Annotated in this window: 20 protein-coding genes; 14 read left to right on the top strand and 6 right to left on the bottom strand. The window is 72.4% G+C overall.

Features of this window, described 5'->3' with window-relative positions:
* Nucleotides 1–71 precede the first annotated feature (71 nt).
* The 3 genes from RLT58_RS02075 to RLT58_RS02065 all read left to right on the top strand — a co-directional run bounded on the left by RLT58_RS02075 (nt 72) and on the right by RLT58_RS02065 (nt 2,350).
* A complete protein-coding gene (locus RLT58_RS02075; RefSeq protein ID WP_311308623.1) occupies nt 72–1,163 on the top strand; it encodes a glutamate--cysteine ligase in 1,092 nt (363 codons plus the stop codon).
* Between the two features lie 75 nt (nt 1,164–1,238).
* Nucleotides 1,239–1,379, top strand: coding sequence for a hypothetical protein (locus RLT58_RS02070; protein ID WP_311308622.1), 141 nt, complete (start codon nt 1,239–1,241; stop codon nt 1,377–1,379).
* A 5-nt stretch (nt 1,380–1,384) separates the two neighbouring features.
* Nucleotides 1,385–2,350, top strand: a complete 966-nt coding sequence (locus RLT58_RS02065) for an LLM class F420-dependent oxidoreductase (protein WP_311308621.1) — start codon at nt 1,385–1,387, stop codon at nt 2,348–2,350.
* A gap of 22 nt (nt 2,351–2,372) precedes the next feature.
* Here RLT58_RS02065 and RLT58_RS02060 read toward each other — a convergent pair whose 3' ends face one another.
* Nucleotides 2,373–2,894, bottom strand: a complete 522-nt coding sequence (locus RLT58_RS02060; protein ID WP_311308620.1) for a DUF6328 family protein — start codon at nt 2,892–2,894, stop codon at nt 2,373–2,375.
* A 64-nt stretch (nt 2,895–2,958) separates the two neighbouring features.
* Nucleotides 2,959–3,285, bottom strand: coding sequence for a plasmid stabilization protein (locus RLT58_RS02055; RefSeq protein WP_311308619.1), 327 nt, complete (start codon nt 3,283–3,285; stop codon nt 2,959–2,961).
* Nucleotides 3,286–3,506: 221 nt separating this feature from the next.
* Between RLT58_RS02055 and RLT58_RS02050 the strand changes: the two genes are divergently transcribed.
* Complete coding sequence (locus RLT58_RS02050; protein WP_311308618.1) at nt 3,507–4,121, top strand: endonuclease; 615 nt, start codon at nt 3,507–3,509, stop codon at nt 4,119–4,121.
* Nucleotides 4,122–4,123: 2 nt separating this feature from the next.
* Here the strand turns inward: RLT58_RS02050 and RLT58_RS02045 are convergent, their stop codons facing one another.
* The 4 genes from RLT58_RS02045 to RLT58_RS02030 form a co-directional block, all read right to left on the bottom strand.
* Entirely contained in the window at nt 4,124–4,405 is a 282-nt protein-coding gene (locus RLT58_RS02045; protein ID WP_311308617.1) for a hypothetical protein, read from the bottom strand.
* 51 nt (nt 4,406–4,456) lie between these two features.
* Nucleotides 4,457–4,867 (bottom strand): VOC family protein, encoded by a 411-nt coding sequence (locus RLT58_RS02040; protein ID WP_311308616.1) that lies wholly within the window; start codon nt 4,865–4,867, stop codon nt 4,457–4,459.
* A 5-nt stretch (nt 4,868–4,872) separates the two neighbouring features.
* A complete protein-coding gene (locus tag RLT58_RS02035) occupies nt 4,873–6,876 on the bottom strand; it encodes an ATP-binding cassette domain-containing protein (RefSeq protein WP_311308615.1) in 2,004 nt (667 codons plus the stop codon).
* A gap of 150 nt (nt 6,877–7,026) precedes the next feature.
* Nucleotides 7,027–7,422, bottom strand: a complete 396-nt coding sequence (locus RLT58_RS02030) for a hypothetical protein (protein ID WP_311308614.1) — start codon at nt 7,420–7,422, stop codon at nt 7,027–7,029.
* Nucleotides 7,423–7,721: 299 nt separating this feature from the next.
* Between RLT58_RS02030 and RLT58_RS02025 the strand changes: the two genes are divergently transcribed.
* The 10 genes from RLT58_RS02025 to RLT58_RS01985 all read left to right on the top strand — a co-directional run bounded on the left by RLT58_RS02025 (nt 7,722) and on the right by RLT58_RS01985 (nt 17,782).
* Nucleotides 7,722–9,110, top strand: coding sequence for an NsdA family TPR-like regulatory protein (locus RLT58_RS02025; protein ID WP_311308613.1), 1,389 nt, complete (start codon nt 7,722–7,724; stop codon nt 9,108–9,110).
* Between the two features lie 50 nt (nt 9,111–9,160).
* Nucleotides 9,161–9,664, top strand: a complete 504-nt coding sequence (locus RLT58_RS02020) for an SAM-dependent methyltransferase (protein WP_311308612.1) — start codon at nt 9,161–9,163, stop codon at nt 9,662–9,664.
* Between the two features lie 80 nt (nt 9,665–9,744).
* Nucleotides 9,745–10,197, top strand: coding sequence for a flavodoxin family protein (locus RLT58_RS02015; protein ID WP_311308611.1), 453 nt, complete (start codon nt 9,745–9,747; stop codon nt 10,195–10,197).
* A gap of 140 nt (nt 10,198–10,337) precedes the next feature.
* Complete coding sequence (locus tag RLT58_RS02010) at nt 10,338–11,429, top strand: sugar ABC transporter substrate-binding protein (RefSeq protein WP_311308610.1); 1,092 nt, start codon at nt 10,338–10,340, stop codon at nt 11,427–11,429.
* A 99-nt stretch (nt 11,430–11,528) separates the two neighbouring features.
* Nucleotides 11,529–12,308 carry an ATP-binding cassette domain-containing protein gene (locus tag RLT58_RS02005; protein ID WP_311308609.1) on the top strand — a complete coding sequence of 260 codons (780 nt, stop codon included), beginning with the start codon at nt 11,529–11,531 and terminating at the stop codon, nt 12,306–12,308.
* A complete protein-coding gene (locus RLT58_RS02000; protein WP_311308608.1) occupies nt 12,305–13,579 on the top strand; it encodes a sugar ABC transporter permease in 1,275 nt (424 codons plus the stop codon). The genes RLT58_RS02005 and RLT58_RS02000 overlap by 4 nt, the downstream gene beginning before the upstream one ends.
* A 245-nt stretch (nt 13,580–13,824) precedes the next feature.
* The gene (locus RLT58_RS36055; RefSeq protein ID WP_399130738.1) at nt 13,825–13,941 is read left to right on the top strand and encodes a putative leader peptide; all 117 of its coding nucleotides are present in this window, start codon (nt 13,825–13,827) and stop codon (nt 13,939–13,941) included.
* A 74-nt stretch (nt 13,942–14,015) separates the two neighbouring features.
* A complete protein-coding gene (locus RLT58_RS01995) occupies nt 14,016–15,242 on the top strand; it encodes an LLM class flavin-dependent oxidoreductase (protein WP_311308607.1) in 1,227 nt (408 codons plus the stop codon).
* A gap of 18 nt (nt 15,243–15,260) precedes the next feature.
* The gene (locus RLT58_RS01990; RefSeq protein WP_311308606.1) at nt 15,261–16,664 is read left to right on the top strand and encodes an NtaA/DmoA family FMN-dependent monooxygenase; all 1,404 of its coding nucleotides are present in this window, start codon (nt 15,261–15,263) and stop codon (nt 16,662–16,664) included.
* Nucleotides 16,661–17,782 (top strand): LLM class flavin-dependent oxidoreductase, encoded by a 1,122-nt coding sequence (locus RLT58_RS01985; protein WP_311308605.1) that lies wholly within the window; start codon nt 16,661–16,663, stop codon nt 17,780–17,782. The genes RLT58_RS01990 and RLT58_RS01985 overlap by 4 nt, the downstream gene beginning before the upstream one ends.
* The last annotated feature ends 11 nt before the right edge of the window (nt 17,783–17,793 follow it).

The raw sequence follows: 17,793 nt of genomic DNA, 5'->3' as shown, positions 1-17,793 counted from the left end.
CCGGCGCGCGGAAGAGGGGACCCTGATCCCGGCGGCCGGCACGGCGAACGGCGGCGGGCCGGGAGGACAGGATGGCGCGGACGGTGGGGGTCGAGGAGGAGCTGTTGCTCGTCGACGCGCGCAGCGGCGAGCCCCGCTCGCTGTCGGCCGCCGTACTGGCCCTGGCGCAGGCCCGCGCGGACGGGGACTCCGCCTTCGAGCCGGAACTCCACCGCCAGCAGCTCGAATTCGCCACCGAGCCGCGCACCGACATGCGCGAACTCGCCCAGGAGATCCTGCGCTGGCGTGCCGAGGCCGCGGCGAGCGCCGCCGGGGCCGGGGCCGACGTGGTCGCCCTGGCGACGGCGCCCCTGGCGGTCAGCCCGTCGATCGGCACCGGCGAGCGCTACCGCTGGCTGGCCGAGCGGTTCGGCCTGACCGTGCAGGAGCAGCTGACCTGCGGATGCCATGTGCATGTCTCGGTGGAGTCGGACGACGAGGGCGTCGCCGTGGTGGACCGGCTGCGCCCCTGGCTCCCCGTCGTCCTCGCGCTGAGCGCCAACTCGCCCTTCTGGCAGGGCCGGGACACCGCGTACGGCAGCTACCGCAGCAGGGTCTGGGGGCGCTGGCCCATGGCCGGTCCGGTGGAGGTCTTCGGCTCCCCGGAGCGCTATCACGCGCAGGTGCGGGCCCTGGTCGACACCGGCGTCCTGCGCGACAGGGGGATGGTCTACTTCGACGCGCGGCTCTCGCACCGGTATCCCACGGTCGAGGTCAGGGTCGCCGACGTCTGCCTGGATCCGGCCGACGCCGTGCTGCTCGCCACGCTGGTACGCGCCCTGGTGGAGACGGCGTCCCGCGACTGGCGCGCCGGGAACCCGCCCGACCCGGTGGGGGTCGGAGTGCTGCGGCTGGCCGCCTGGCAGGCCGGCGCCTCGGGACTGGAGGGGCCGCTGCTGCACCCGGCGACGATGCGCCCTGAACCCGCGCCCGCCGTCCTGCGGGCGCTGCTCGCGCATGTGCGCGACGCGCTGGAGGGGAGCGGCGACCTCGCGGCGGCCGAGGACGGGATCCGGCGCGTCCTGGAGCGCGGGACGGGGGCGCGTACCCAGCGGGACGCACTCGCCCGCACGGGCAGCCTCCACGCCGTGGTGGCGGAGTGCGTGTCCCGGACGCGTGGGTGAACCGGAGGCGCCCGCGCGCCGGGGCCGTACGGCCCCTGTTCGCAGCCGAGAGGCACGAATGCGACCATAAGGGTCATGGCATGCAAGGCGCCGACCGGCATCCGCATGATCAACACCTGTGACCGCCCCAGCGGCCGGCGACTGCTCCCCTCGGCGGAGCACGCGGTAGCGGCGCAGTCGAGTTCCGACCCGGAGGCCGACCCAGGAAAGGACTGATCCCCATGGTGCAGTTCGGATACACGATGATGACCGAGCAGGCGGGACCGCGCGCCCTCGTCGATGACGTGGTGGCGGCGGAACAGGCCGGGTTCGACTTCTCCGTGACGTCCGACCACTACTTCCCCTGGCTGGCGTCCCAGGGGCACGCCCCGTACGCGTGGAGCGTGCTGGGCGCGGCGGCGCAGGCCACGTCGGTCATCCGGCTGATGACGTATGTGACCTGTCCGACGACCCGCTACCACCCCGCCGTCGTGGCGCAGAAGGCCGCGACGATGCAACTGCTCTCCGACGACCGGTTCCGGCTCGGTCTCGGCTCCGGCGAGAACCTCAACGAGCACGTGGTCGGCGGGGGCTGGCCGGCCGCCCATGTGCGGCTGGAGATGCTCGAGGAGGCGGTCGAGATCATCAAGGCGCTCTTCGACGGGGGATACGTCAACCACCACGGCACCCACTTCGACGTGGAGAACGCCAGGCTCTGGGACCTGCCCGACGTGCGCGTCCCCCTCGGCATCGCGGTCTCCGGCGAGCGGTCCTGCGCGGTCGCGGGCCGGCTGGCGGACCTCGTCATCGCCACCGAGCCCAAGTCGGAACTGCTCAGCGGATTCGACCGGCACGGCGGCGGCGGGAAGCCGCGCGTCGGCCAGCTGCCCGTCTGCTTCGACCGCGACCGGGACGCCGCAGTGGAGCGGGCGCACGACCAGTTCCGCTGGTCGGCCGGTGGCTGGAAGGTGAACTCCGAACTGCCGGGACCCTCCGCGTTCGCCCAGGCCACCACGCACGTACGGCCCGAGGACATGGCGAAGGCGGTGCCCTGCGGCGACGACATCGAGGAGTTCGTCGAGGCGGTACGCGCCTACACCGACGCGGGATTCGACGAGGTCGCCCTCGTACAGATCGGCGGCAGGCACCAGCAGCCGTTCATCCGCTGGGCGCGGGAGGAACTGCTGCCCGCGCTGCGCGCCATGTGAGACGGCGGCTCACCGGGGCGGCTCACTCCCGGCGTTCGGCGGCCGAGCGGGCGAGCGCCCAGGCGGGGAACACGAACCAGCAGCCGAACGACCACAGCGCCATCCCGCCCACCAGCCACAGCGACAGCATGTTGTGCAGCGCCACGCGCAGAATCAGCAGCAGCGCCGAACACATCGTGCAGAACAGCAGCACGAGCCCCAGCACGGTCAGGCGCGACGCCCACACCACGGTCTGCGCCTTGAGGTGACGGCCGGTGAGGAGCCGGTGGTAGGAGACGGGACCGATCAGCGCCGCCGCCGTGGCGGAGCCCAGCAGCACCGTGACCACGTAGATGGTCCGGTCGGTGTCCGACAGCGTGGCGAAGCGCGGCTGGAAGACCACGGCGAGCAGGAAGCCGAAGAGGATCTGCACCCCGGTCTGCGCCACCCGCAGCTCCTGGAGCAGATCCGTCCACCGGCGGTCCGCCCGTTCGTCGGCCGTCTCGTCCCGGCCGGTCGGCGCGTCGCGCCCGTGGTCGTCCCGCTCCGTACGGCTCTCGCTCATGCCCCGACTCCCTCCCTCCGCCGGCTCCCCCCAGGGGGCGGCCGGCCCGCGCCGCCCCGGCGGCTCAGCGGCTGACGGCCCTGCGGAGCTGCTCCTTGTTCATCTTGGAGCGGCCCTCGACGTTCTTCTTCCTGGCCTCTTCGTACAGCTGGTCCCTGGTGCGGCCCTGCGCGCCCTGATGGGAGCGCTCGCCGCCGCGCTGCGACGCCGACTTCGGGTCGCGGGTGGACGTCCTGCTCGCGGTCTTCGACTCGCCCGAGCGGGCGCGTTCCTTGTTGACCGTACGGGCCGCGATCTCCTTGGCACGCTTCTCGGATTCGCCGCGCTTCTCCGCGCTCTCCTTGACGTGTTCGTACTGACGCTCGCGTTTGCGGCTGGATCCTGCCGGCATGGCGATCTCCTCCTTGTACAGGTTCGTACGTACCACCGGGTTACCAGTGGTCCACGTCCGAAACATGGCACCGCCGACGCGACCGCGCCATCGGGCCGCGCGCTCGGGTGACCCCCGCGCCCCGCGCCCAGGGGCCGGACGTGCCCGCGCGGGTAAAATAAGAGGCTGATCGGCGCGCCCCGCGAGGGTGCCACCCCTGTGTGCGCGGTGGGAGGGCCACCATGTCCCGGTCGAAGACAGCTGCCGAGCGCCTGCTGGCGGAACACGGGCAGACGTACGCCGAGGAAGCCGGTATCCGGCTGCGGAACACCCCCGCTCCGCTCTACCAGTTGCTGACCCTGTGCGTGCTGTTCTCGGTGCGCATCAAGGCCGACATCGCCGTGGCCGCCGCCCGAGAACTCTTCGCGGCGGGGCTGCGCACGCCCCGGAAGATGGCCGGGGCCGACTGGCAGGACCGGGTGGACGCACTGGTCCGTGCCCACTACCGCCGCTACGACGAGAGCACGGCCACCGCGCTCGGGGAAGGCGCCCGGCTCGCCCAGGACCGCTACCGCGGCGACCTGCGGCGGCTGCGCGAGGACGCCGGCGGGGACCCGGCACGCATCCGCGAGCTGCTGCGCGAGTTCCCCCGCATCGGGCCCGTGGGCGCCGACATCTTCAGCCGCGAGGCGCAGGGCGTATGGCCCGAGCTGCGCCCCGCGTTCGACAGCCGCGCCCGCGAGGCCGCCGCCGGGCTCGGGCTCCCCAAGACCCCTGCGGGGCTCGCCCGTCTGGTCGCCGACGACGACCTGCCCCGGCTGGCGGCGGCGCTGGTGCGTGCCGATCTGACGGGGTGAGGTCAGGAGCGGTACGCACCGTGGGACGGCCCGCCCCGATGCGCGAGCCGCGCCGTGTGCTGGACGCGACGTGCCGTCGGACAGGCGTACGGGGAGGTGCCGTACGCCAGCCGGAACTGCCGGCCGAGAAGCCCGGCCGGCATGTTCGCACAACGGGCCGGCGCCTCGACGTCCAGCGGCCGTGCGTACTCCCGGTCGATCCGGTCACGGTCACGGCGCAGCCGCGCGAGGTCGGCGAGGTGCTGCGCCGAGGCGCGTGCGCGGTCCCACGAGGGGTGGCACATGCGGAACTCCTCTTCTCTTCGTCGTGTGCCCGCCCGGGGCCGGTGGCCGGGTCAGCGCAGTTCCTGGATGCGCACGAGGTTGCCCGCCGGGTCGCGGAAAGCGCAGTCCCGGATGCCGTACGGCTGCTCGGTCGGCTCCTGCACCACCTCCGCGTCACCTGCCTGCACCTTCTCGAAGACCCCGTCGAGGTCCGGGGTGGCCAGCAGGATCCAGCCGTAGGTGCCCTTGGCCATCATCTCGCTGATGGTGCGGCGCTCCTCCTCGGTGATCCCGGGATCGGCGGCCGGCGGCGCCAGCAGGATCGACGTGCCCGGCTGGCCGGCCGGCCCGACCGTGATCCAGCGCATCTTGCCCTGGCCCACGTCGGTGCGTACCTCGAAGCCGAGGACGTCGCGGTAGAAGGCCACGGACGCGTCCGGGTCGTCGTGCGGGAGGGCGGTGGTGTGAATGGTGAGGTCCATGCACATCAGGCCAGGCCGGGCCCCGGGCCCGCGCTTCTCGATTCCTGACCGGTGCGGTCCGACGCGGCGGGCTGCGGCGGTACGGAGGCGGCGAGCCCCGCCGCGTACTGGGCGGCCTGGGTGGTGAACATGGCGGCGTAGCGGCCGCGGGCCGCCATGAGCTGGTCATGGGTGCCGTGCTCGGTGAGGCGGCCCCGGTTGAGGACGTAGATGGTGTCGGCGTGCCGGACCCCGGACATGCGGTGGGTGACGAGGACGACGGCGCGGTGCGGGCCGGCGAGTCCCCGGATGGCGTCGAAGGCGGCGATCTCGGCCTCCGGGTCCAGGGCCGACGTGGGCTCGTCGACGATCAGCACGCTGTCCGCCGGGCTCGTCTCCGTACGCCAGTGGGTGCGGGCCAGGCCGATCTTCTGCCATTCGCCGCCGGAGATCTCGAAGGCGCCCCGGAACATGCGGGCCAGCAGGCTCTGCAGGCCGTGGGGGAGCTTGGCGACGACCGGTTGGGCGCCGGCGTAGTCGACGGAGGGCTGGAGCTGCTCGGGCCCGGCCGCGTGGGCGGGACGGCCGATACGGATGTTGAGCGCGGCGGTCACCGGCCAGCGCTGGAAGTCCTGGGTCAGCAGGGACACGCGGTCGAACACGTCGGAGCGGTTGAGCGTGGAGAGCTCGGACGCGCCCCAGCGGACCGTCCCGCTCTGCGGCAGCAGCAGACCGGCCAGAACCTTCATCAGGGTGCTCTTGCCCGATCCGTTCTCTCCCACGACGGCGGTCACCGAGCCCATGGGAAGGGTCAGCGAGACGCCGTCCAGCGCGGGCACGTCGCGGTCCGGGTAGCGGTAGCCGACCCCCTCCAGGACGACCTCGTCCACCCGGTCCGGCAGGCGCTGCCCGTCCTCGGGGATGGCCCGCCCGGCGGCCTCCTTGAGGAAGCGGTCGTGGTCCTGCACATAGAGGCTCTCCTCGTGCAGCTGGTTGACGTTCATGACCAGCGCGCCCAGGCTCGCCGACCCGGAACGCACCGCGATCACCGCCGTACCGGCCACGGCCAGGCCCATGTGCCCGGACATGATCAGCCACAGCATCACGCCGTACGTGCCGGCCATCGCCACACCGGACAGTGCCGCCGCCACCAGCTCGGTCAGCGCCTTGCCGTTCGCCAGCCGCCGCTGTTCGGCCTCGGCGCTCTCGGCCATGCCCCGGTACTTCTCCAGCAGGAACGCGCCGACCCCGTGGATCCGTACCTCCTGCGCGGCGCTGCGCTCGGTGAGCAGATTCCCGATCAGACGGCTGGCACGCATGTGCTCGACCCATGTCATCACCGACACGTACCGCTCCTGCGCGACCCGCATCGCACCCCAGCCGCGCGGGGCGGCGATCAGCAGCAGCATCGGCAGCAGCGCGGGGTGCAGGACGGTCAGGATGCCGGCCGTCGCGAGCAGCGAGATCGTGCCGTTCAGCGCGGCCACGCAGGCACCGATCATGCGCCGCGCGGAGGCGGCGCCGTACTGGGCCACATCGATCAGCCGGCGGAACTCCGGGTCCTCGATCGCCTCCAGCTCGACGGCGGTCGCCGCGGCCAGGTACTCCGTCGTCGCGGTCCTCTCGATCAGCGGCTCCAGCCGGCCCGCCCGCGAGGTGGACAGCCCGGCCAGCGCGGCGTTCACCACCGCGACCACCGCGCCGACGACGAGCGCGGGCAGCGCGGCGTGCAGCCGGTCGACGGGGGCCCCGCCGCCCAGCAGGGCGTGCATCACGGCGTTGACCGCCAGCAGCCCCGCGGCGGCCGCCACCCCCTGGCCGATCTCGCTCACGCCGACGACCAGCAGCGCCGGCCGGTCGGCGGCCCAGGCCCTGCGCAGTGTGCTGCCGACCAGCCGGGGCATGGCCCGGATCGCGGAGAGCATCGTCAGATCGAGCCCGGCGTGTTCGTGCTCGGAGAACCCCATGTCGTAGCGCAGGGGCCCGCCGAACAGCTCCTGCTCGGCGGCCGAGACCGTGGGCTCGGCCATCCGGACCCGTCGTAAGAACTTCTTCACTCACTGCCTCCTGCGGCGTAGGGGATCGGCCCGCCCGGCATCGCGGTGAGGCGGACGGGTGCTCGGACAACGGGCCCGCGCGAGGGTGGGTAACGGGGGCGAGGCGGCGCCCCGCGACCGCCGTCACCCGAGCAGGGGGAGTACGGCGTGCAGGTGGAGCGGCGCCGTGAAGACCCTGCCTTCGTCGTTGCCGTGCCGGGCCCAGTGCGGCGCCGTGCCGGGCCCGGCGGCCAGCGGCGGGACGGCCAGGGCTCCGGTGTCCTGGTGGCACACCGGGCGCGGCCAGCGCACGCCGTACCCCGATCCCGGCGGCAGGATCAGCACCCAATGGCCGCCCCGGGCGATGGCCGCGCCCACCGGGTGGGGGCGCAGATGGGCACAGAGCCCGAGGAGCCGCCGGGCGGCCGGTTCGGGCAGGCAGGCCGTCTCGAAGTCCCGGCCGATCACCACGTCGAACGGGGAGCGGGCCCGCTTGGCGGCCGGGAACAGATCGCCGATGGTGGGGACCCGCCTGTTCATGCGGCCGTCACGGCCGGTGCGGGGTCCGCGCTGCGCGGGCGGGGCGGTTCATCGTGTCCGATCTCCGGTCTCCGGGGACGGTGCCCGGGGCTCCGGGCGGTGCGGAAGGTGGTGTGGCGGGCGGGCGGCGACAGCCGCCGCACGCGGTCCGGGATTCGCGAAAGCCATCGGCCGGATCCGCGAACTCGGTGCGAGAAAAGCTACGTTGAGAGAACCTGGAAACGCCGCCGACGGGCAGCCCGGACCCAGGGGGATCCCGTCAAAGGCGTCAAAGATCGTTTCTAGGTCGGGGATCGTCCATGGCTCGCACACGCAACGCATTACTGGCCGCCCGGATAGCGGAGACCGGCTGGTCGCAGCCGAAGGTCGCCGCCGCCCTGCTCCGCGTCGCCCGGGAGAGCGGCGCCACCGAGCTCTACGGGGTGGGCCGGTCCCACATCGCCATGTGGATCCAGGGCACCCGCCCCAGCGGCCGGGCACCCCATATCCTCTGCGAGACGCTGACGCGCAGACTCGGCCGGACCGTCACCCCGGCCGACATCGGGCTGGAGGCCGCGCCGGACCCGGCGGGGGACGAGCGGTCCGACTGGAGCGCGGACACGCTCACCATGCTGGCCGAGCTGGGGAGGGACGACCTCGACATGCTGCACCGACGCCAGATCCTGGCCAACTCGGCCTACTCGGTGGCCGGTCTCGCCGTGCCCGCGGCCGCCTGGTGGCAGACGGCACCGGCCGCGGCGGACCGGCGCCCCGTCCGCTCGCCCCGGTCGGTCACCGCGGCGGACATCGAGGACATCCGCCAGACCACCGCCTTCTTCTCCGCCCGCGACCAGCAGCGCGGGGGCGCCGCAGGCCGCTCCGCCCTCGCGGCGCATCTGACCATGGAGGCCGCCCCGCTGCTCTCCCGGAGCGTCCCGGGCGAACAGCTCCGCCGGGAGCTGCACTCCGCCGTCGCCGAAATGGCCTACCTGGCCGGCTGGATGGGCTTCGACGCCTCCGAACAACGCGCCGCCCAGCGGTACTTCACCGTCGCCGTCAAGCTCGCCGCCGAGGCCGGCGACGGCCCGCTGGCGGGGCACGTCCTGCGCGCCATGGCCCATCAGGCCGTCGATCTCGGCCACCCCCGCCACGCGCTCGACCTCGCCGCCGCCTCGATGGAGCCCACGCGCTACGGGCGGGCGACCTGGCGCGAGAAGGCGTTGCTGGGCATCGTCCACGCCCGCGCGCTGGCCGTGTCCGGCGACCGCGCCGGCACGCTCGCCGCGATCGGCCGCGCCGAACGGGACCTGGGACGCGACACCGGGGACGCCCCGGGCCGGGTCGGCTTCTTCGGCGAGGCGTCCCTCGCCCATGAGACCGCCTGCGCCCTGCGCGACCTCGGCAACCCCAGGGACGCCGAGATCCACTTCCGGCGCAGCGTCGCCACCCGCCGCCGGCGGCTCTACGCTCGCACCCACAGCGTGACCCTCGGCTATCTCGGCGCCGTCCAGGTCCGGCAGGGCCACCTCGACGAGGCGTGTGCCACCTGGAACAGCGCGCTGGACGCCATGTCGGGCGTCCAGTCCGGCCGGGCGCGCGAGGTGATCGTCCGCATGCAGAAGGACCTCTCGCCGGTCCGCCGGCGCGGCGGCCGGCACGTGGTGGAACTGGACCGCCGCGCGGGCGAGATCCTGCGCACCCTAGGCTGACCGGGCAGCGGGGCGGGGCCGCCGCCCGCACGGGAGGAGAGGGAAGCGCCGTGCCCACGTACGAGGTCAGCTCGGTCGCGACGGTCGTCGGGGGGCACACCCGCGTCCTGGACGACCATCAGGGCGGTGTCCGGTCGGTCATCCGCCTCCACCCGGAGTACCCGCTCGAAACCCTCCGGGGCATCGAGGAGTTCACGCATCTCACCGTGACCTGGCGCTTCCACCTGGCCCGACCCGAGGACGTGCAGCTGCACGCCCGGAGCCCCCGCGGCGACGCCCGCTGGCCCGCGACGGGAACATTCGTGCACCGCAACCACCGCCGGCCCAACCAGCTCGCGGTCAGCTACCCCCGGCTGCTCGACGTGGACGGCCGGGACCTCCTCGTCACCGATCTCGACGCCGTCGACGGCACGCCCGTCATCGACCTGGCGCCCTATTTCGAGCAGATGGGCCCCAGGGGACCGGTGCGGCAGCCGGCCTGGCCCGGCGAGATGCTCGATCCGTCCTACTGGTCGGACGCGAGCGAACGCCCGGCGGGCGACGCGGCGCGCTAGCCGTACGCACTCGCCCCGGCCGTGCGCCCCGCGCGTGCCTCGCTTGCGGACCGATCATGCGGACGGCAGGGTTCGGGGGTGTGGCCACCTTGCTGATCGTCCATCACACGCCCTCGCCGAACTGCCAGGCGCTGTTCGAAGCCGTCGTCTCCGGTGCGACGACGGACGGGATCGAGGGGGTCCGCGTCGTGCGGCGGGCGGCGCTGGCCGCGACGGCGTCCGATGTGCTCGCCGCCGACGGGGTGCTGCTGGGGACCCCGGCGAACCTCGGGTACATGTCCGGCGCACTCAAGCATTTCTTCGACCAGATCTACTATCCGTGCCTGGACACGACGCGGGGCCGCCCCTTCGGCTGCTATGTCCACGGCGGGAGCGACGTCACCGGCGCCCTGCGGGGCATCGAGGCGATCACCACCGGCCTGGGCTGGCGCCGGGCCGCGGACACCGTGACGGTGACGGGGGAGCCCGGCAAGGCCGACATCGAGGCGTGCTGGGAGCTGGGCGCGGCGCTCGCCGTGGGCCTGATGGAGTGATGCCCGTGCCCCGCCGGGGCCGTGGCTCACCCGCTTGCCGGTCCAAGACTTGCCGCTAATGTCGATATGTAGGGCAAATGCGAGTTTCGTTCCAGCGCTCTCCCGGTGGAGGGACGGCGCCGTACGAGAAGGAGCCTCCCATGACCCGTACATTGCGGGGCGCGATAGCGCTGGCCGGAGCGGCGGCCCTGTCCCTGGGCGCGGTGGCGACCAGTGGCGCGGCCCAGCCGGGCACCGGGCGTGCGGCAGCGGACGACGTGAAGATCGGCCTGCTGCTGCCGGAGAGCAAGACCACGCGGTACGAGAAATTCGACCGCCCGTACATCGAGGCCAAGATCAAGGAGCTGGCGCCGGGCGCGCAGATCGACTACTACAACGCCGCCGAGAGCGCCACCACCCAGCAGCAGCAGGTGAACACCGCGCTCGCCAAGGGTGACAAGGTGCTCATCCTGGACGCGGTGGACGCGAAGTCGATCCAGTCGTCCGTGCAGAAGGCCCGGGACGCGGGCGTGAAGGTCGTGGCCTACGACCGGCTCGCGCAGGGCCCCGTCGACTCCTACGTCTCGTACAACAACCGCAAGGTCGGCGAGCTGCAGGGCAAGGCGCTGCTGGACGCGCTCGGCTCCAAGGCGAAGAGCGGCGAGATCGTGATGCACAACGGCTCGCCGACCGACCCGAACGCCGCCGAGTTCAAGGCCGGCGCCCACTCCGTCCTCGACGGCAAGGTGAAGATCGGCAAGGAGTACGACACCCCGAACTGGGACCCGAACAACGCCAACCAGCAGATGTCGGGTGCCATCAGCGCCCTCGGCAAGAACAAGATCGTCGGCGTCTACTCCGCCAATGACGGACTCGCCGCCGGTATCGCCACCGCGCTGAAGTCGGCCGGCATCAACGTGCCGCTGACCGGCCAGGACGCCCAGCTGGACGCCATCCAGCGTATCCTGCTCGGCACCCAGACCATCACGATCGAGAAGCCCTACAAGCCGGAGGCCGACATCGCCGCCACCATGGCCGTCGACCTGGCCCAGGGCAAGGACCTGCCCAAGTCCCTGACGCCGACCACCGTCACCAGCGGCAGCGGCGAGAAGGTCCCGGCCCGGCTGCTGACCCCGGTCGTGGTCGACAAGGACAACATCAAGGACACCGTCGTCAAGGACGGCCTGTACACGGTCAAGGAGATCTGCACTCCGACCTACGCCGACGCCTGCAAGAAGGCCGGCCTCCAGTAGTCACGACTCCAAGGGTCCGGACGAGCCGCCCCGGCGGCTCGTCCGGCGGGGGCGAAGACGGCCCGGGCCTGCGCGCGGGCAACGGAGGAGGCGAGTCCCTTGGCGGACGCACCTGTGCTCTCCCTGCGGGGAATCTCCAAACGGTTCGGCGCCGTCCAGGCGCTCTCCGGCTTCGATCTGGACGTCCACCCAGGCGAGGTCGTCGCGCTCGTCGGCGACAACGGCGCCGGCAAGTCCACCGCGGTCAAGACGATCGCGGGCGTCAACTCGCCGGACGAGGGCGTCATCGAATGGCAGGGCCGCCGGGTCACCATCGGCCGCCCCCACGACGCCCAGAACCTGGGCATCGCCACCGTCTACCAGGACCTGGCGCTCTGCGACAACCTCGATGTCGTCGGCAACCTCTTCCTCGGCCGCGAGCTGCGCCGCTTCGGCGTGCTCGACGAGGTCCGCATGGACCAGCGCTCGCGCGAACTGCTCGACACCCTGTCGATCCGCATCCCGAGCGTGCGCATCCCCGTCGCCTCCCTCTCCGGAGGGCAGCGCCAGACCGTGGCCATCGCCCGCTCGCTGATCGGCGAACCGAAGGTCGTCATCCTCGACGAGCCCACCGCCGCCCTCGGCGTGGAGCAGACCGCCGAAGTCCTCGACCTGGTCGAACGGCTCAGGGAACAGGGCCTGGGCACCATCCTGGTCAGCCACAACATGGTCGACGTGATGGCCGTCGCCGACCGGATCGCCGTCATGCGCCTCGGCCGGAACAACGGCTTCTTCGACCGGCGGTCGACGACCACCGAGGAGATCATCTCCGCCATCACCGGGGCCACCGACAGCGCCGTCACCCGCCGCCAGGCACGCAAGCGGGAGGAGGAGCGATGACCGGGAAGCGAGCGCGCGACGACGACGCCCAGCAGCCGGCCCAGGGCGCGATGCCCGCCGTGGACACCCGCCTGCTGGTGCGCGAGGAGGGCGTGCGGGGGTACGCGGCGGAGTTCTGGCGCAAGATGCGCAGCGGGGAGCTGGGCTCCCTGCCCGTCGTCCTCGCCGTGATCATCATCTGGACGGTGTTCGGCAGCCTCAACAGCACCTTCCTCTCGGCCCAGAACCTCTCCGACCTCAGCCAGCAGATCGTCGGCACCGGCATGATCGCCGTCGGGATCGTCTTCGTCCTGCTGCTCGGCGAGATCGACCTCTCCGTCGGCTCCGTCAGCGGACTGTGTGCCGCGATCTTCGCCGTGCTCAACGTACTGAACGGCATGAACGAGTGGCTGGCCCTCCTGGTCGCCGTCCTCGGCGGGGCCGCCGCAGGGCTCATCCAGGGCTTCTTCTTCGCGAAGGTCGGCGTGCCCGCGTTCGTCGTCACCCTGGCCGGCAACCTCGCCTGGAACGGGCTGATGCTCCAGGTGCTCGGCGCCAGCGGCACCGTCAACATCCCCGGCGACAGCATCGTCGCCAAGATCTACTCGACCATCTACGGCAGCCCGGCCGCCGCCTATGCGGCCGCCGCGGTCGGCGTCGGACTGTTCCTCGCCGCGTCCCTGCTGGACGCCGCGCGCCGCAGGGCGGCCCGGGTACCGTCCCGGCCCATCGCCGAGATCGTGCTGCGTACGGCCGTCATCGCCGCCATCGCCTTCGTCACCGCGTACATCCTCAACCAGTACCAGGGGCTGCCGCTGGCCCTCCTGATCTTCCTGGTCCTGCTGGTCGTCCTCGACTTCGTGCTGCGCCGCACGACCTACGGCCGCAAGATCTTCGCCGTCGGCGGCAACGTCGAGGGCGCGCGACGGGCCGGCATCAGTGTGGCGTTCGTCCGGATGACCGTCTTCTCGATCGCCGGGACCATGGCGGCGGTCGGCGGTCTCTTCCTGGCCGGTCAGATCCAGTCCGCGAGCCAGACCTCCGGCGGCGGCAACCTGCTGATGAACGTCATCGCCGCCGCCGTCATCGGCGGCACCAGCCTCTTCGGCGGCCGCGGTTCGGTCTGGTCGGCCCTGCTCGGCGCACTGGTCATCGGGTCCATCCAGTCCGGGATGAACATCATGGGCGTCAGCAACGCCGTCCAGTTCATGATCACCGGATCGGTCCTGCTGGCGGCCGTCGTCGTCGACTCCCTGTCCCGCCGCAGCCAGAAGGCGGCCGGCCGCGCCTGAAACGGGGCGCCGCGGGAAGCAGAAATTTCCTCCCCGCCGGCGGAACAGACGGCGCGGCCCCGTTGTTGGACGTCACGACCGTGTGAGCACGGTCATGATCCTCATGAACTGCGGGACATTGCGCGGAGCTTGCCTCGCGCGTAGCGTTCCGGGCAGGTCATAGGACGACCGGGCGGTTCCCGTCCGGGTTCCGTGAGAGTGCGAGGCCCCCGGGCCCGCCGGGCCCAGGAGCGGAGGCGACGGTCGTGCCACCGGTGACTTGCCCGCCCGTCAGGGTGCTGGCCCCGCGCCGCCGCGTCCATCTCTACTCCCGGCCCCACATCGACCTCCAGCGCGTGGCCGGCGCGCTCTGTTGTTCCTGACCCGTTGTCACGACGCCGACCCTCCCGACGAGGCGCGGTGATCATCCACGGTCGATCAGGAAGGCACACTCTCCGTGTCCGCATCGCCATCGCTGTACCCTCCCCTGTCCGCACCCCTCCACCTCGCCGTCGCGCTCAACGGCGCCGGCTGGCACCCGGCGGCCTGGCGCGAGCCGTCCGCCCGCCCAGCCGAGCTGCTCACCGCCGCGTACTGGGCCGACCTCGTCGCCGAGGCCGAGCGCGGACTCCTGGACTTCGTGACGATCGAGGACGCCCTCGGGCTCCAGTCCTCGCACCCCACCGAGCCCGACGACCGCACCGACCAGGAACGCGGCCGGCTCGACGCGGTGCTCATCGCGGCCCGGGTCGCCCCGCTCACCCGGCACATCGGCCTCGTCCCGACCGTGATCACCACCCACACCGAGCCGTTCCACATATCCAAGGCCATCGCCACGCTCGACTACGTCAGCACGGGCCGGGCCGGCGTCCGCGTCCAGGTCTCGGCCAGGCAGAACGAGGCGGCCCACTTCGGCCGCCGTACGTTCCCGCCCTTCCGCATCGAGGACCTGGACACCCCGGCCGTACGGGAGCTGACCGCCGAACTCTTCGAGGAGGCAGGCGACTACGTGGAGGCGGTCCGCCGCCTGTGGGACAGCTGGGAGGACGACGCGGAGATCCGGGACGTCGCCACGGGCCGGTTCGTCGACCGCGACAAGCTCCACTACATCGACTTCGAGGGCCGCCACTTCAGCGTCAAGGGCCCCTCCATCACCCCCCGGCCGCCCCAGGGCCAGCCCCTCGTCAGCGCCCTGGCGCACCAGCGGCTGCCCTTCCGGCTGGTCGCCCGCTCCACGGACCTCGGCTACATCACCCCGCACGACAACGACCAGGCCCGCGCGATCACCGACGAGATCCGCACCGAGCACGCGGCCTCGGGCCGGGACGGCGAGGCCCCGCACATCTTCGGGGACCTCGTGGTCTTCCTCGACGACGACCCCGCCGCCGCGGCGGACCGCCGGGACCGGCTGGACGGCCTCGCCGGACACCCGTACACCAGCGACGCGCAGATCTTCACCGGCACCCCCGCGGACCTGGCCGACCTCCTCCTGGAGCGCCGCGAGGCCGGGCTGACCGGCTTCCGGCTGCGGCCGGCCGTGATCGGCCACGATCTGCAGGCGATCACCCGCGGCCTGGTGCCCGAACTCCAGCGACGCGGCGCCTTCCGGACCGCCTACGAGGCCGACACCCTGCGCGGGCTGCTCGGGCTCTCCCGCCCCGCCAACCGCTACGCCACCGCCTGAGCCGGAGGGACCACCGACATGAGCACCGACAACGGCGCAGGCCACCGCAGCGGCAGGCCGCGCAAGCAGATCCATCTCGCCGCGCACTTCCCCGGCGTCAACAACACCACCGTCTGGAGCGACCCCGCCGCGGGCAGCCACGTCGAGTTCAGCTCCTTCGCCCACTTCGCCCGCACCGCCGAACGTGCCAAGTTCGACTTCCTGTTCCTCGCCGAGGGGCTGAGACTGCGCGAACAGGGCGGGAAGATCTACGACCTGGACGTGGTGGGGCGCCCCGACACCTTCACCGTGCTGTCCGCCCTGGCCGCCGTCACCGAACACCTCGGCCTGACCGGCACCATCAACTCCACCTTCAACGAGCCCTACGAGGTGGCCCGCCAGTTCGCCAGCCTCGACCACCTCTCGGGCGGGCGCGCCGCGTGGAACGTCGTCACCTCGTGGGACGCCTTCACCGGCGAGAACTTCCGCCGGGGCGGATTCCTCCCGCAGGAGGAGCGCTACTCCCGGGCCAAGGAGTTCCTGGCCACCGCGAACGAACTCTTCGACTCCTGGCGCGGCGACGAGATCGTCGCGGACCAGGAGGCCGGCACCTTCCTGCGGGACGCGCGGGCCGGAGCCTTCGCCCACCAGGGCCGGCACTTCGGCATCGAGGGGCGGTTCAACGTCCCGCGCAGCCCGCAGGGCCGCCCGGTGATCTTCCAGGCGGGCGACTCCGACGAGGGACGCGAGTTCGCCGCCCAGGGCGCCGACGCGATCTTCAGCCGGTACAGCACCCTCAAGGAGGGCCAGGCGTTCTACACGGACGTCAAGGGCCGCCTCGCCCGCCACGGCCGCACCCCCGACCAGCTGCTGATCCTGCCCGCCGCGACCTTCGTCCTCGGGGACACGGACGCCGAGGCGCAGGAACTGGCCCGCGAGGTACGCCGGCAGCAGGTCAGCGGCGCCACCGCGATCAAGCACCTCGAATTCGTCTGGAACCGCGATCTGTCCGGCTACGACCCGGAAGGACCACTGCCCGACATCGACCCGGACCCCGGCGAACACACCATCGCGCGCGGCCGTGCCCAGGTGCGGATGTACCGCGACCCCCTGGCCACCGCCCGGGAGTGGCGGGAGCTGGCGGCGGCCAAGAACTGGTCGATCCGCGACCTCGTCGTCGAGACCGGCAACCGGCAGTCCTTCGTCGGCTCACCGGCCACCGTCGCCGCCACCATCGACGACTTCGTCCAGGCCGACGCCGCCGACGGATTCATCCTCGTCCCGCACATCACCCCCGGCGGGCTGGACGTCTTCGCCGACACCGTGGTCCCGCTGCTCCAGGAACGGGGCGTCTTCCGTACGGAGTACGAGGGCACGACCCTGCGCGACCACCTGGGCCTCGCCCATCCCGACCACGCCCGGGCCGGGCGGGTGGCGTCATGAAGTTCCTGGCCATCACCCTCATCGTGCACGCCCCGGACCCGGTGACCGGCGTCCTGAAGCCGACCGGCGAACGCTTCCGCGAGGTGATCGACAACGCGGTCCTCGCCGAGGAGCTCGGCTTCGACGGCTTCGGCGTCGGAGAGCGGCACGAGCGGCCGTTCATCTCCTCCTCGCCCCCGGTCGTGCTCAGCCACATCGCCGCACTCACCTCCCGCATCCGGCTGTTCACCGCCGTCACCACACTCAGCCTGCTGGACCCGGTGCGCGCCTACGAGGACTACGCCACGCTCGACCACCTCTCCGGCGGCCGCCTCGAACTCATCATCGGCAAGGGCAACGGGACCGCCCAGCGCGACCTGTTCCACGTCACGGCCGAGGACCAGTGGGACCGCAACGCCGAGAGCTACGAGCTGTTCCGGCAGATCTGGCGCCAGGACAAGGTGACCGCGTCGCCCCGCTTCCGCCCCGGGCTGGTCGAGGCCGAGGTCTGGCCGAGGCCCTACCAGCGGCCCGTCCGGGTGTGGCACGGCAGCGCCACCAGCCGTGAGTCGGTCGACCTGGCCGCGCGCTACGGCGATCCGCTCTTCTCGGCGAACGTCACCAACCCGATCGAGCCGTACGCCGAGCTGATCCGCTACTACCGTCAGCGGTGGGAGCACTACGGCCACGACCCGGCCCTGGCCACGGTCGGCGCGGGATCGGCGGGCTTCTACACCGCCCGGACCTCCCAGGAGGCCGTCGCCGCCTACCGGCCGGTCTTCGAGGGCTATCTCGGCTTCCAGAAGCGGCTGGGCGTCGAGCCGGTGTTCCCGACCCTGGAGGACTTCGTCGAGCGCAGCTCCGCGCTGATCGGCAGCCCGCAGCAGGTGATCGAGAAGGTGCACCGCTACCACGAGCAGTTCGGGCACACCGTCCTGCACCTGCACGCGGACGCGGGCGGCCTCACCGACGCCCAGCACCGGGCCTCCCTCGAACGCTTCCAGTCCGAGGTGGCGCCCGTGCTGCGCCGGGAGATCCCCGACCCGCCGTTCGCCTGGGCCCCGGTCCTCGCCGAGGGCGCCGAGGCGGCCGGACCCGCCGATGACCGCGGCCCCGCCTTCCTCCCGACGACCGGCTGAGGAGCACCCGA

Origin of the sequence: Streptomyces sp. ITFR-16 (assembly GCF_031844705.1) — a bacterium.
Lineage (GTDB): Bacteria > Actinomycetota > Actinomycetes > Streptomycetales > Streptomycetaceae > Streptomyces.
The sequence above is the reverse complement of the archived record's forward strand: the minus strand, read 5'-3'. Positions and strand labels throughout refer to the sequence as shown.

Excerpts from the sequence above, each read along its gene's own strand:
- RLT58_RS01985 (WP_311308605.1), top strand. The coding sequence starts at position 16,661 with ATGAAGTTCCTGGCCATCACCCTCATCGTGCACGCCCCGGACCCGGTG.
- RLT58_RS02010 (WP_311308610.1), top strand. The coding sequence starts at position 10,338 with ATGACCCGTACATTGCGGGGCGCGATAGCGCTGGCCGGAGCGGCGGCC.
- RLT58_RS01990 (WP_311308606.1), top strand. The coding sequence starts at position 15,261 with ATGAGCACCGACAACGGCGCAGGCCACCGCAGCGGCAGGCCGCGCAAG.
- RLT58_RS02060 (WP_311308620.1), bottom strand. The coding sequence starts at position 2,894 with ATGAGCGAGAGCCGTACGGAGCGGGACGACCACGGGCGCGACGCGCCG.
- RLT58_RS02070 (WP_311308622.1), top strand. The coding sequence starts at position 1,239 with ATGGCATGCAAGGCGCCGACCGGCATCCGCATGATCAACACCTGTGAC.
- RLT58_RS02035 (WP_311308615.1), bottom strand. The coding sequence starts at position 6,876 with ATGGCCGAGCCCACGGTCTCGGCCGCCGAGCAGGAGCTGTTCGGCGGG.
- RLT58_RS02075 (WP_311308623.1), top strand. The coding sequence starts at position 72 with ATGGCGCGGACGGTGGGGGTCGAGGAGGAGCTGTTGCTCGTCGACGCG.
- RLT58_RS02045 (WP_311308617.1), bottom strand. The coding sequence starts at position 4,405 with ATGTGCCACCCCTCGTGGGACCGCGCACGCGCCTCGGCGCAGCACCTC.
- RLT58_RS02065 (WP_311308621.1), top strand. The coding sequence starts at position 1,385 with ATGGTGCAGTTCGGATACACGATGATGACCGAGCAGGCGGGACCGCGC.
- RLT58_RS02040 (WP_311308616.1), bottom strand. The coding sequence starts at position 4,867 with ATGGACCTCACCATTCACACCACCGCCCTCCCGCACGACGACCCGGAC.
- RLT58_RS02050 (WP_311308618.1), top strand. The coding sequence starts at position 3,507 with ATGTCCCGGTCGAAGACAGCTGCCGAGCGCCTGCTGGCGGAACACGGG.
- RLT58_RS02000 (WP_311308608.1), top strand. The coding sequence starts at position 12,305 with ATGACCGGGAAGCGAGCGCGCGACGACGACGCCCAGCAGCCGGCCCAG.
- RLT58_RS02030 (WP_311308614.1), bottom strand. The coding sequence starts at position 7,422 with ATGAACAGGCGGGTCCCCACCATCGGCGATCTGTTCCCGGCCGCCAAG.
- RLT58_RS02055 (WP_311308619.1), bottom strand. The coding sequence starts at position 3,285 with ATGCCGGCAGGATCCAGCCGCAAACGCGAGCGTCAGTACGAACACGTC.
- RLT58_RS02025 (WP_311308613.1), top strand. The coding sequence starts at position 7,722 with ATGGCTCGCACACGCAACGCATTACTGGCCGCCCGGATAGCGGAGACC.